General features: G+C 63.4%; 12 protein-coding genes. 9 read left to right on the top strand and 3 right to left on the bottom strand.

Features of this window, described 5'->3' with window-relative positions:
* The 3 genes from P8Y64_11570 to P8Y64_11560 form a co-directional block, all read left to right on the top strand.
* On the top strand, window positions 1-737 hold a 737-nt coding region (locus P8Y64_11570; protein MEJ2061103.1), incomplete at its 5' end, for an AEC family transporter.
* 439 nt (window positions 738-1176) lie between these two features.
* Window positions 1177-3858, top strand: a complete 2682-nt coding sequence (locus P8Y64_11565; GenBank protein ID MEJ2061102.1) for a DUF2339 domain-containing protein — start codon at window positions 1177-1179, stop codon at window positions 3856-3858.
* On the top strand, window positions 3855-5231 hold the full coding sequence (locus tag P8Y64_11560) for a DUF3999 domain-containing protein (GenBank protein ID MEJ2061101.1): 1377 nt from the start codon (window positions 3855-3857) through the stop codon (window positions 5229-5231). The genes P8Y64_11565 and P8Y64_11560 overlap by 4 nt, the downstream gene beginning before the upstream one ends.
* A 48-nt stretch (window positions 5232-5279) precedes the next feature.
* Here the strand turns inward: P8Y64_11560 and P8Y64_11555 are convergent, their stop codons facing one another.
* A complete protein-coding gene (locus P8Y64_11555) occupies window positions 5280-6146 on the bottom strand; it encodes an EcsC family protein (protein MEJ2061100.1) in 867 nt (288 codons plus the stop codon).
* 234 nt (window positions 6147-6380) lie between these two features.
* Between P8Y64_11555 and P8Y64_11550 the strand changes: the two genes are divergently transcribed.
* Entirely contained in the window at window positions 6381-7367 is a 987-nt protein-coding gene (locus tag P8Y64_11550; GenBank protein ID MEJ2061099.1) for a hypothetical protein, read from the top strand.
* A 115-nt stretch (window positions 7368-7482) separates the two neighbouring features.
* On the opposite strand, the gene P8Y64_11545 is transcribed toward P8Y64_11550, so the two are convergent.
* Both P8Y64_11545 and P8Y64_11540 read right to left on the bottom strand, forming a co-directional pair.
* Window positions 7483-7851: a hypothetical protein gene (locus P8Y64_11545; protein MEJ2061098.1), complete on the bottom strand. Its 369-nt coding sequence runs from the start codon at window positions 7849-7851 to the stop codon at window positions 7483-7485.
* 381 nt (window positions 7852-8232) lie between these two features.
* Entirely contained in the window at window positions 8233-8793 is a 561-nt protein-coding gene (locus P8Y64_11540; GenBank protein MEJ2061097.1) for a DUF2934 domain-containing protein, read from the bottom strand.
* Between the two features lie 307 nt (window positions 8794-9100).
* Here P8Y64_11540 and P8Y64_11535 point away from each other — a divergent pair, with 307 nt between their 5' ends.
* The 5 genes from P8Y64_11535 to P8Y64_11515 all read left to right on the top strand — a co-directional run bounded on the left by P8Y64_11535 (window position 9101) and on the right by P8Y64_11515 (window position 12006).
* On the top strand, window positions 9101-9406 hold the full coding sequence (locus P8Y64_11535) for a hypothetical protein (protein ID MEJ2061096.1): 306 nt from the start codon (window positions 9101-9103) through the stop codon (window positions 9404-9406).
* A 279-nt stretch (window positions 9407-9685) separates the two neighbouring features.
* Window positions 9686-10054, top strand: coding sequence for a DUF5132 domain-containing protein (locus tag P8Y64_11530; GenBank protein MEJ2061095.1), 369 nt, complete (start codon window positions 9686-9688; stop codon window positions 10052-10054).
* Window positions 10055-10069: 15 nt separating this feature from the next.
* The gene (locus P8Y64_11525; GenBank protein MEJ2061094.1) at window positions 10070-10549 is read left to right on the top strand and encodes a hypothetical protein; all 480 of its coding nucleotides are present in this window, start codon (window positions 10070-10072) and stop codon (window positions 10547-10549) included.
* Between the two features lie 12 nt (window positions 10550-10561).
* Window positions 10562-11548 carry a magnesium transporter gene (locus P8Y64_11520; GenBank protein ID MEJ2061093.1) on the top strand — a complete coding sequence of 329 codons (987 nt, stop codon included), beginning with the start codon at window positions 10562-10564 and terminating at the stop codon, window positions 11546-11548.
* 77 nt (window positions 11549-11625) lie between these two features.
* Complete coding sequence (locus P8Y64_11515) at window positions 11626-12006, top strand: hypothetical protein (GenBank protein MEJ2061092.1); 381 nt, start codon at window positions 11626-11628, stop codon at window positions 12004-12006.
* Window positions 12007-12018 lie beyond the last annotated feature (12 nt).

Raw genomic sequence — 12018 nt, 5'->3', positions numbered from 1 at the left:
TCGGGGCGCTTGCGAGCAAGTCCTTCGATCTGGAGGCTTACAAAGGGTTGGCCCTGGCCGGTGCCCTGGTGATTCTGGGTTCCGGCCTGCTGGCGTGGCCGGTCGCGCGCTTGCTGAAGGTGGATTTCCGTACCTTCGTGCCGCCCATGATGTTCAACAACTCGGGCAACATGGGTCTGCCGCTGGCGGTGCTGGCCTTCGGGGAGAAAGCGCTGCCGGCCGCCATCATCCTGTTCATCGTGGAGATGGGGCTGCACTTTTCCCTGGGGGCCTACATGCTCGACCATCGCATGCGGCTGAGCCGCATGCTACGTATCCCGGTGATCGTGGCGACTCTGCTGGGGCTGGCCGTTAGCGTCAGCGGGCTGACCTTGCCGTCTCCGCTGGAGACGACCATCAAGATGCTGGGCGATATCGCCATTCCGCTGCTGCTGTTCTCGCTGGGGGTGCGACTCACCCAGGTGTCCTTCAAGGACTGGCATCTGGGGTTGTGGGGTGCGGTGCTGTGCCCGCTGACCGGGCTGACAATGGTCTGGCTGATCTCGCTGTGGCTGCATCTGCCTCCGCTGCAGCAAAGCCTGCTGATCATCTTCGGCGCGCTGCCGCCGGCGGTGCTGAACTACATCGTCGCCGAGCAGTACAGGCAGGAGCCGGAGAAGGTCGCCTCCATCGTCATGCTGGCCAATCTCGGTAGCCTGGTGGCGATGCCCATTGCCCTGGCCATCGCGCTGCGCTGACTGGCGGCGGCCTCTTAGTAAAATCGTATGCATGAGCGGACATGGACAGGCGCAACAAGCCGGTGAATACGAACACGATTCTTGACCTGCCCCTCGGCTTTGGCTAGGTTTTTTCCTGTTGCTGCTCGTCGTGAGAACAAGGACGCCCATGATTCCTGTCTCTGTGTCGGTCAACGAGGTGTTGATGGGCTCTGGTCGCGTTGCACAAACGGTCGAAACTGCAGTACGTCGTAATCTGCAGCAACTGGTTGCCTGAATGGAGGCAAACCTCAAAAGGATGGGTGCCGTGATACGCGCTCACGCCCAAACAAATCGGGCCAGCTCGGGCTGGCTCTGTTTCTCCATTTCCTGCTAGTTCTTAGGTGAGGGGGGCTGCGGTTTTGCAGCCGTGATGATCGCTTGCGCTTGCGGTGCCGCATGCGCGCCGTGGAGGGACGCCGTGGACGTATTGCTGTTTATTGGAGCGATTTACACCCTGTTTCTGTTGGCCCTGCCGTTTCTGCTCTGGGGGCTGTTCCTCAAGATCCAAAAGCTGCAGGATCAAGTGCGCGCGCTGGAGGCCGAGCTGGCTCCAGCCGTCCGCCCGGCGGTCGCGGCTGCGCGCCCTGTCTCTCCATCCCCGCGGACGACTGCCACGTCCACACCTGCACAGACACAAGTACAAAAACCGGAAAAGCCGGCAAGAACACCGGAAGAAGAACCGCGAGAGATAGCGCAGCCGGCGCCTGCGCCGAAACCGCAACCCGTCGAGCCCGAGCAGGCACCGGAGGCCCATGCCGAAGCCACGCCGGCTGTGCAGGCCGTCTCCAGGATTTACGACCGCGTAGTCCAGTGGCTGCTGGGTGGTAACACCGTGGCTCGCGTGGGCGTGGTGGTGCTGTTTTTCGGCGTTGCTTTTCTGCTCAAGTACGCCGCCGAGCGCGGCATGTTTCCGATCGAATTGCGGCTCGCCGGCGCGGCCCTGGGCGGTCTGATGCTGGTGCTGCTTGGCTGGCGGCTGCGCACGCGGCGCTACAACTATGCGCTGGTGTTGCAGGGCGGCGGTACCGGCATCATGTACCTCACGGTATTCGCCGCTTTCCATCTTTATCACATGCTGCCCGGCGCGGCGGCGTTGGTACTCATGGTGGTGCTGGTGGCCCTGACCAGCGCGTTGGCGGTGCTCGAGGACGCCCGCAGCCTGGCCGTGTTGGCGGCCGTGGGCGGCTTTCTGGCGCCGGTGCTGATTTCGAGCGGCGGCAGCCACGTGCACTTGTTTACCTATTATGCGGTGTTGGACGCCGGCATTCTGGGCATTGCCTGGTTCAAGGCCTGGCGCGAACTGAATCTGCTGGGTTTCATATTCACGTTCGTCATCGGCGCCATGTGGGGTTACCGTGCCTACCGGCCCGAGCATTTCGCCACCACCGAGCCGTTCCTGATCCTTTTCTTCGTTTTTTACGTGCTGGTGCCGGTGTTGTTCGCTCATCGCCATCCGCCACAATTGAAGGGCTACGTGGATGGCACGCTGGTGTTCGGCGTACCTTTGGTGGCGTTCGGCCTGCAGGTCGCGCTGGTGCACGAGTTCGAGTACGGCACCGCCATCAGCGCCCTGGCCGTGGGCCTGTTTTACGCCTTCGCCGCGATGTTGGTGTGGCGCAGGAACCAGGCATCCCTGCGCATGTTGGTCGAGGCGTTTCTGGCCCTCGCGGTGGCGTTCGGCACGCTCGCCATTCCGATGGCCGTGGACGGGCGTTGGACCGGTGCCGCCTGGGCGCTGGAGGGCGCGGCGCTGGTGTGGATCGGCGTGCGGCAGCAGCGCAGGCTGGCGCGTGCCTTCGGTGTGCTGGTACAGCTGGGCGCGGGTGTCGCCTTCCTGGCTGACATGGCCGAGCCGGTTGGCGCCACGCCGGTGTTCAACAGCTTTTACCTGAGCGCCCTGCTGGTGAGCCTGGCGGGTTTGCTGTCGGGCTACCTGCTTTACCGGCACCGCGACCGGTTGCAGACCTATGAAAGGTTGGCACCCTCCGTAGTGCTTGGCTGGGGGCTGCTGTGGTGGTTCGCCGCCGGCATTCACGAGGTCTTTGAGCATGTGCCGGTCTATGACAAGGCCAGCGTGAGCCTTCTGTTTATCGCCCTGAGCTGCGGTGTCATGGGCTGGGTCGCCCGTCGGCTGGACTGGGATGACCTGCACGTGCCGTTGCCGGCGTTGCTGCCCGCCATGATCCTGTTTGCCGTTTACGCTTATGGAAACGACCCCGGCGCCCAACCGTTGGCGCGCTGGTGGCTGCCGGCCTGGGCCGCGGCGTTTGCGGTGGACTATCGCTCGATGTGGCGATTCGAGAAATACTGGAATAGGTCCCTGCAGCGCTCCATGCATCTGGGGACGTTATGGTTGGCCCTGTTCCTGATTGTCTGGGAAGGGGCGTGGGCGGTGGACTGGGCGCTGCCCGAAGACGGCACCTGGAGCTATGCGGTCTGGGGCCTGCTGCCGGCGCTGACGGTGATGCTGCTGCCGGTGTGGGGAGAACGTTTGGCATGGCCGGTGCGCCGCTTCCGGGACTATTACCTGGGCCTGGGGTTGGGGCTCGTGACGACGGCTATGCTCGTGTGGGTGTTCGATGCCAGTGTCCGGGCCGGCGATCCGAGGCCGTTGCCGTTTCTGCCGCTGCTCAATCCCCTGGAGCTGACCCAGGCGTTTGTGCTGGTGGCCGGCTTCGGGTGGCTGTGGCGCACACCGCCCGGCCAGCTGCGCACGCCGGCCTGGTACGCTTTCGGTGCCGCGGCCTTCGCCGCACTCAACGGTGCCATTGCCCGCGCTATGCACTTCATCGGCGATGTGCCGTTTTATTTCCATGCCATGTGGCATACGGCCCGCTACCAGACGGCAGTGTCCATTGTCTGGACTATCGTCGCGCTGGCGATAATGGTGGTCGCCAGTCGCAGCCAGCGGCGGCAGCCCTGGTTCGTCGGCGCGACGCTGCTGGGGTTGGTGGTGGCCAAGCTGTTCTTGGTGGATCTGGCCGGCGTGGGCACGGTGGCGCGCATCGTGTCCTTCGTGGTGGCTGGATTGTTGATCCTGCTTATCGGCTACCTGTCGCCGTTGCCGCCAAAGCAGGGACAAGAGGAGGAGCAACCATGAAATCCATGGCTGTGGCATTGGTGTTGGCTGTGTGGGTGACGACAGCCGCAGGGGCCACCCTGCATCCGGACGATTTCGCCTTTGGCCTGACCGTGCATACCGAGGGCAAGGCGCCTTTATGGCGGGTGACGTTGCCCGAGGACGTCTATCTGCGGGTGGTGCGCCCGGACCTGGGCGACTTGCGTGTATTCGATGCCGCGGGCCGCAGCGTACCCTACACCCTGGGTGGGCCGCAGACGGCGCCGGCGGTGGTGCCGCCGCCGGTCGATCTCCCTGTGTTTGCGCTGCGCGCACCGGCGGACAGCGAGACGGCGGGGCGGGAGCTACACATCGTTACCGACGATCAGGGGCACGTGGTCAAGGCCATCAGTGAAGCCATTCGGCCCGGTCAGAAGACGCGCGTGGCAGCCTACCTGCTGGACGCCAGCGCCTTGCAACATGCGCCCAACCGGCTTGAGCTGCACTGGGAACTTGGCGCGAAGGCGGGCTTCGTGGAGCCGGTGAACGTGCAGGCCAGCGACGATCTTACCCACTGGCATATGCTCGCGGCCAACCAGACGCTGGCCGACCTGCATTCCGGTGGGCATACCTTGATCCACCGCGAGATCCAGTTGCCGCTGCGGCAGGCCCGCTACCTGCGCCTGAGCTGGCCCAGGGAACTGGACGGCGTGCGTCTGACCCGGGTGGTGGCGCGGTTTCCGGCAGGCGCCCGGCCGCCGCAGCGCCATTGGCTGCAGGTGGGGGGCACCGCTCTGGATACTACGCCGCCCGCCTATCGGTTCGACACCGGCGGCTACTGGCCTGCCGACCGGGTAGGGGTGAAGTTTTCGGGCGGGAACGTCACCGTGGTCGGCGCGCTCAGCTCCCGGCCGTCAGTCTCTGCGCCGTGGCGGCTGCGCTATCGCGGACTGTTTTACAAGCTGACGGCCGATGGTACGACGCTGACCAGCGAACCGGTCGCCGTATCGGCGAGCGGCGACCGCTACTGGCGGCTGGACGTGGCATCCGGAGAGGCCGACTTGCGCGGGGCCGCGCCGACGCTGGAATTGGGCTGGGTGCCGCGCACCCTGACCTTTGTAGCCCAGGGCGATCCGCCTTATACCATTGCGTATGGCAGCGCGCTGATCGGCCCGCCCCAGCAGCCCGTGGACGCGTTGTTGCGGACGTTAAATGCGCGCCATGAGCGCACCATGGTGAAGTCGGCCACGGTGGGTGAGCCCCATGCTCTGGGCGGCGTGGCGCGTCTGACGCCGCCGGCGCCGCCGTTACCCTGGCGACGCTGGGTGCTGTTGGCGGTGCTGGTGTTGGGTGCGCTGTTGTTGGGGTGGATGGTGTGGCGGCTGTACCGGCAGATGAATCCGCCGGGGGAATGATGGCCGGGCAATGAAAATGCCGGCCCCGGCCGAGCCCACCGGGGATGCCTACCAGCCTTCCACCGGGCTGTAGACCTTGGTCGCCTTGGTCTCTTCCTTGACGATTTTCGCGTAGGCCTTGCGGATGGGTTCCGAGCCGTACTGGCGTTCCAGCCGCCGGACGATGAAGTGCCCGCGCGCGATTTCCTGGAAATGCTGCATGAAGATCAGGTTGACCAGCGCGCCGCTGACGGCCCCTGCAATGGGGATCATTTTCGCGGCGAACTGATCGGAGACGGCGACGCCGAAGCGTGCCGTGATGGCGCGCGCGAGTTCGATGCCGCCGGGGATGTTCAGGATCTTGTTGTCGATGAAATGCAGGGGCGCGCTGGAAAAGTGCAGGCTGAGGCTGATGCGCAGGCCGTAGTAGCCGGTTTCCGCCGCCTTGTCGTCGCCTGAGCGGCCGCCGAGCGCGAACACCTGCATGCAGGCGGTGCGCGCGTCCAGCGTGCTCAGGTCTTCGCCCTCGCTGTGCGCGATATCCGCAATGGAGCGCAGCATGATGGTCGTGGTGACGGGCAGCTCCGCGATCAGGGACAGCGGCCCGAACAACCCGCCCGCCGCGCCGGTGGCCATGACGCTTAGACGATGCAACGGGTTATGCGCCGGCTTGGGACGGATGTGCTCCATGGACGCCAGCGCCACGTCCAGCGCCCGGCAGATGCTGAACTCGACCGCACCGTGGATGCGGCCGTACCAGGACTTGGGTAGCAGCATCAGCCCCTGTTCGATGGGCGTGCCCAGTATGTTGGAAAGCCGGGCGGCGAAGGAGGGGTGCTCCAGGCGGGCGTAGGCCCAGCGCAGTTCCTCCCATTCCTCTTTGGACAGGTGCCGGGGCACGGGCGCCTTGCTGACTTCGGTCGATTCGTCCTGCATAGGGACATTTTCCGTGGCTCAAGGCCGCGGTGCAATACGGAAGAAATACCCGCATGTCAGGCTGTTAACCCGAAAGGGTCGTGGATGGGGCGCACCGGGCTGTCCGGTGACGGCAGATGCCTGCCCCGATCGCGATCCGATGCGGTGCTCCCGTTGATATTTCGCAATTACAGGCGAAGCGGCGGGGGCATACAGTGAATTATCAAGGCAGGGGTATTGTCCGGGGTGAGTGGCGTGCTGGGCGAATTTATGGTGATTGCCGTCGGCGTCGTCGTGATCCTGGTGTTGGGCGACATCATCATCCGCAACGCGATGGGATTGGCGCAGCGATTCAAGTTGTCGGGCGCCTTTATCGGACTGACCGTGCTCTCGGTCGGGACCAGCATTCCCGAAATCATGACCAACGTGGTCGGCAGTATCGATATCCTTGCCCGGCCCGAGAATGCCGCGACGGTTTCCGGGTTGGTTATCGGGACCAACATCGGGTCGGTCGTATTCCAGCTGAGTTTTGCCCTGCCCATCGTCGGACTGGTGGGCGTGATTACCGTCCGGCGGCACGAACTGGCGGAGCAGGTGGGGGCGGTGCTAGGCGCCACGGCCCTGCTGTGGATCTTCAGTCTGGGCGGCACGGTGACGCGCCTCGAAGGCCTGGTGATGCTGGTCGCTTACGGCGTGTACCTGCTGTACCTGGCCAAACGCAACCACCTCGTTCAGCAGATCGGCCTGGTAGGCAACGGCGGACGGCGCAAGACCGTCATCTCGATTCTGTTGATCATGGGCTGTTTTGCCGTGCTTTCCGTTGTGGCCGACCAGGTGGTCGCCGCAGCCACCCGCCTGGTCTCCCAGCTACCGGTAAGCGCCTCGTTCTTTGGGGTGATCTGCCTCGGCGTGGCATCGACGCTGCCGGAGCTGACGACGTCACTGATCTCGATCGTCAGAGGGCAGAAGGAAATCGCCGCCGGCATTCTGATCGGCAGCGCGGTGACCAACCCCCTGGTCGGGATCGGCCTGGGGGGATTGATCTCAAGTTATATGGTGCCCCGGGTGGTGGCGTATTACGACGCGCCGGCGATGATCTTGGTCGCCGGACTGCTGTACGTCTTTCTCAGGCGTCACGAAGACCTGAACAAGGCCGAGGCGGTGGCCCTGATCCTGTTGTACTGCGGTTATCTGTTATTGCGGTTCGTGCTGTTCCCGAACGATATACCGCTGGCTGGCTGAAGGCAGTGGGGAAGGGTGGCGTTGTGGCCATCCCGGCGGGACGGCGTTCAGGCAACAAAAAGGATAACGGCGGCACCCACCCTCAATGGGTGCCGCGTGCAGGGCCGGCTTCCGATCAGGCCGGAACGGCCCCTTCTTCGGGTTGTGCAGCTTCTTCCGCGTGGACCTCGGACTTGTGGAGGTCGGTCGCGGCCGCGGCGGCCCCGTCGTGGATACCGTGTGTCACGGCATTATCCATCGGGATGATTTTGGCGGCCGTCAGGGCCGCAAAGGTCACGCCGTATGCTGCGTAATAGCAACCGCCGTACACCGTCTTGCCAAGGAATTTGCCAAACGCGGGCAGGATGACAGCCGCCGATTGCTTGGCGGCCGTTGCGCCTTCGCTGACGGCCTGGCTGATGGTCTCCGGTACCTGCTCAGCCTCTACGGCTGCAGTTTGCTCGGTTGCACCTTCGACTTGGGATTCGGATTTTTTGCGCGCCATAACTACTTACTCCTATGACTGCCTGGCTCGATGGCATCGGGTGGTGTTGTTCCCCTGAACCACTTGCCAATTGATGTGGATCAACCCCCTTGGCCGACCGTCTCCGGTTTGCGGAGCGGTGGACCGTTCGACGCGGCAGCGTTGATTTTTCCGCCCCCTGGCAGAGGCGGTTTCAGCAAATCCACCGTGTCTACATTAAGCATGGGACTGAAAATGGGGACTTTCAAGTTCCATACGGTCGGAGTGGATATGGGTCAATTTGGACGTTGGTGACTCTGTCCTGCAGTCAGCTGGAGGGTGTTTTATCTGGCTGATTTGACATGCTTTATTTTGTAGCTGGAGGCGCGGCTTCCATGCCGCGCGTCCTGTCTGGTGGATCGGTCAGTCGGTTTTTTCCTTCTCCTTTTCTTGCGCTTCAGGCGCCTCGGCCGAGGGCGTCTGTTCGCCTTCGTGGCGTGATTCAAACCAGTTCGTGACCACGTCCCTGATGTCGTCGATTTCCTTTTCCACCACGTCGGTGATCGAGGTCAGCAGCTGTTTGCCTTTGCCGATGAGTCCCCCCTCCGCGGCGATCTGGGCGTCGACCTGGCGTGTGGCCTCCTGCCAATCCTCATCCGCCGAGCCGCCGGTGAACCCGCGTTGCTGGGCGCGGAAATAGGCGGCATCGCGGATCATGGCTTCGCGCTGCTGCGACGACACGTGCTGGCCGCTGAGCGTGGCCAGGGCCGACTTGGTCAGCCCCTCGATCTTGATGCGTCCCTCCTGGACTTCCTCCATGAATTTCTGGAGATAGGGAAGAACGCCGTCGCCGAATTTTTCCAGCGCGAACTCGGTGAATTCCCGCACGCTGCGGCCGCTTGCAATGACATGCTCCATGGCCGCCTTCAGGTAGTTCTTGACGATGTCGTACGTCGACTGATCAAAGGTATGTTGCTCGGTCATGGTGTGTCCCCCCTTCAGGTTGTCCCATGCAATTGTTGCAATGACTACATACAAGTCTAGTTCAGGCCCGTGCGAACGGCGTGTGGCGCTGGCTCGTAACCGCCGGTCGCTCATGGCCCATGAACCGGATTGAGGCTGCTTCCAGTGAACCATCGGCAGGTGAAGAAGTTGTGACCGGCCGCGGGCGGCGAGCGGGATGTTCGGCCGTGTCAAAAAAACCGAACGCGTGATATATATAGTGTGGTCATGACGACAGGCTGAGTCCCCGCCAGGCATTCCCGCTCAAACCTCAACCGGCCAGCAAAACGTGTTTCCGACCCCCATCCCCGGTATTTCCGTAAGCCACTACATGCAGGGGCGATTACGCCTGCGTGTCGACAAGCTCAAGTCGGCGCCGGCCGTTTCGAAGCAGTTCGAGGAACGCCTGGGTGTCGTTCACGGCATGCTGCACGTGGAGGCCAAGCCGCTGACGGGAAGCCTGCTGCTGGAGTTCGATCCTGAACAAATTCTTACCACCCAGGCCCGCGATGAGCTCGTATCGGCGCTGCGCGATCTTTTCCCTGAAGTGGATCAGGAGCAGGTGGACAAGCTGCTTGCCAAGGCGTTCGGCTGACCGGGCACCGGCCGTTTGCGTCCGCCTTGGCGGAGGCCGGGAGGGTTGTTGATGTGAGTCATGGCGTGCCGCGCGGAATCGCACTATATAAACCGAAGAGTATCCGGCTTTGGTTTGTGGAACAGGCGACGAGGCCGGACAAGAAATCTTTTATGGCTATGTAATATATATGTCACATATCTGTAGCCATAGTGGCTGGTAACCTCAAAACGATGCGGTTGATCAGCAGCGGTTCCGCGAGGGGCGACGACGTAAGCTGAAAGACCGCAGGAGACGAAAATGGCATTGGTTGACGACATGGTGAAAGGCTCGGCCGCAAAAGGCATGGCTCTCGGTATCGGCGCAGCGCTGTTGGTGCCGGTGGTGCTGCCTCTGGTGGCGCGCTTCGGCAGACCGCTGGCGCGGGCGACCATCAAGAGCGGCATCATCGTCTATGAAAAGGGCCGCGAAGCCGCCGCCGAATTCGGCGAGGTTATGGAGGACCTGGCGGCGGAAGCGAAGGCGGAGCTGGAAGAGGAACATGCGGCCAAGATGGCAGCTGCCTCGGGCGCGGCTACTGCCGCCGCCGCTCAGGGCGCAACGGACACCGCCGGCGAGAGCGAGGAGACCCCCGCCGCCGAATCCCAGCCTGAACCGCCCGCGAAATAATCAGGCGTTTCCCTCATGGTGTCCTCCGCCGTCGTTGTCCATGCCGTCCAGGGGCGCACGCGGTTCCGCCTCGCGAGCCGCAAGGGAGACCATGCGTACTTTACCGCTGCCGTCGAGCAGTTGAAGACCTTGCCCGGGCTGCATGTTCTGGAAGCCAATCCGTTGACCGGCAGCATCATGCTGCAGCACGACGCCGAAGTGACGGCCGATGACATCGGGCACTTTGCCGAGCAAAACGGTTTGTTCTCCATCGATCTGGAGGGCGAAAAGGGATTGCCGGTGACGCTGCGGGCCTCGCATCAGTTGCAGGACTTCGATACCAAGCTGCAGGGGGCTTCGCTGGGCGAACTCGATTTCCGTTCGGTGGTTTTCCTGCTTCTCGTAAGCATGGCCGCGGTTCAGTTGTGGAACGGCCGCATCATGGCGCCGGCGGTCAGCCTGCTCTGGTATGCGGTCAGTCTGCTGCTGGATTCGGAAAAAAATCCCCCGCAGTAAATTTATTCCCCCATGCTGGACATCACGACCGACGCTTCTGGTGCTGACGATACCGCTTCGCGTCACGTGATCATCGGCGTTCCCACCGCGGCGCCGGGCGACACCGCGGCGGATATCCTGGCACAGCTGCGCAAGACCTCCTTCGAAACGGTCGAGTCCGTCTACGTCCTGGACGCACAGGGACACCTGCAAGGAAGGGTGCCGATCCGGCGCTTGCTGGTCGCGCCGGCGGAACAGTCACTGGATGGATTAATGGACCGCGATGTGCCGCATGTCGCACCGGAGGCGGACCAGGAGGCCGTGGCCAGTCTGGCTTTGGCCAACGAAATGACGGCCGTGCCCGTGCTGGATGAGCAACAGCGCTTTATCGGCGTGGTGGCGCATCATGCCTTGTTGCAGATCCTGCGCCGCGAGCACTTCGAGGACATGAACCGGTTGGTGGGTATTCTCAAGTCGGGCGAGCAGGCCCGGGAGGCCATCGAGGGCGCCATCCATCATCGGGTGTTGCACCGCCTGCCGTGGCTGCTCATCGGCCTGGTGGGAAGCATGCTGGCGACCTGGCTGATGGCCGGATTCGAGGAAACCCTGCGGGAGCGTGTGACCGTGGCGTTTTTCATCCCCGCCGTGGTTTATCTGGCCGACGCGATCGGTACCCAGACCGAAGCGGTGGCCGTGCGCGGCCTGACGTTCAGACATGCGCCGCTGTGGCGGTTGCTGGTGGGCGAACTGGGCACGGGGCTGGTGATCGGAGTTTTGCTCGGGCTGGTGATCTTTCCGGCGGTTGCCTTCGTGTTCAACGACAGCCGGCTCGCTTTCGCGGTGTCGTCGGCGGTCGTCGTCGCCGGGGTGAGTGCCAGCTCGATCGGGCTTTTGCTGCCCTGGCTGCTCGCCTGGCTGGGCAAGGACCCGGCGTTCGGCAGCGGTCCGGTGGCGACCATTCTTCAGGACCTGCTCAGCCTGCTGACCTATTTCGTGACGGTGGCCCTGGTGCTGCGCTAGATGGGCCGCGCTTCGACATGAAATTGTCACGCTAAATCGTTTACTATCCGTCAACCCCCTGCAGGAGATTGGCGGGTATGACGCATTATGTACACCACGTTCCCGGACGCCTCCGGGTACGCACCCCGGTCCTCAAACGCAATCCCGAACTTGCCCGTCAGACCTGTGAACGGCTGCAGGCGCGTCCCGGCGTGGAAGACGTGCAGGCGAGCACCGTGACCGGCAGTCTGGTCATTGCTTACGACCGCGAGCTGACGGATCGCGACGCCATCCTGGAAGTACTACGGACGAACGGTCTCGTTATCGCGGAGGCGCGTATCGCCGAGCGCGCCGGCAAGAAGGGCGCGGCGACGACCGTGACGCGTATCGGCGGTGTGGCCGGCAAGGCGGTGCTCGGCATGGTGGTGGAAAAGGCGGTGGAGCGTTCGGCCGCGGCCTTGATTGCCGCCATTCTCTGAGCGAACCGCAGG

The sequence above is a fragment of the Gammaproteobacteria bacterium genome, assembly GCA_037388465.1.
Lineage (GTDB): Bacteria > Pseudomonadota > Gammaproteobacteria > SpSt-1174 > SpSt-1174 > JARRKE01.
The sequence above is the reverse complement of the archived record's forward strand: the minus strand, read 5'-3'. Positions and strand labels throughout refer to the sequence as shown.

What these genes read in the sequence shown, in the direction of transcription:
- P8Y64_11560 (MEJ2061101.1), top strand. Translation starts at nt 3,855, where the DNA reads ATGAAATCCATGGCTGTGGCATTGGTGTTGGCTGTGTGGGTGACGACA.
- P8Y64_11555 (MEJ2061100.1), bottom strand. Translation starts at nt 6,146, where the DNA reads ATGCAGGACGAATCGACCGAAGTCAGCAAGGCGCCCGTGCCCCGGCAC.
- P8Y64_11545 (MEJ2061098.1), bottom strand. Translation starts at nt 7,851, where the DNA reads ATGGCGCGCAAAAAATCCGAATCCCAAGTCGAAGGTGCAACCGAGCAA.
- P8Y64_11540 (MEJ2061097.1), bottom strand. Translation starts at nt 8,793, where the DNA reads ATGACCGAGCAACATACCTTTGATCAGTCGACGTACGACATCGTCAAG.
- P8Y64_11530 (MEJ2061095.1), top strand. Translation starts at nt 9,686, where the DNA reads ATGGCATTGGTTGACGACATGGTGAAAGGCTCGGCCGCAAAAGGCATG.
- P8Y64_11525 (MEJ2061094.1), top strand. Translation starts at nt 10,070, where the DNA reads ATGGTGTCCTCCGCCGTCGTTGTCCATGCCGTCCAGGGGCGCACGCGG.
- P8Y64_11520 (MEJ2061093.1), top strand. Translation starts at nt 10,562, where the DNA reads ATGCTGGACATCACGACCGACGCTTCTGGTGCTGACGATACCGCTTCG.
- P8Y64_11515 (MEJ2061092.1), top strand. Translation starts at nt 11,626, where the DNA reads ATGACGCATTATGTACACCACGTTCCCGGACGCCTCCGGGTACGCACC.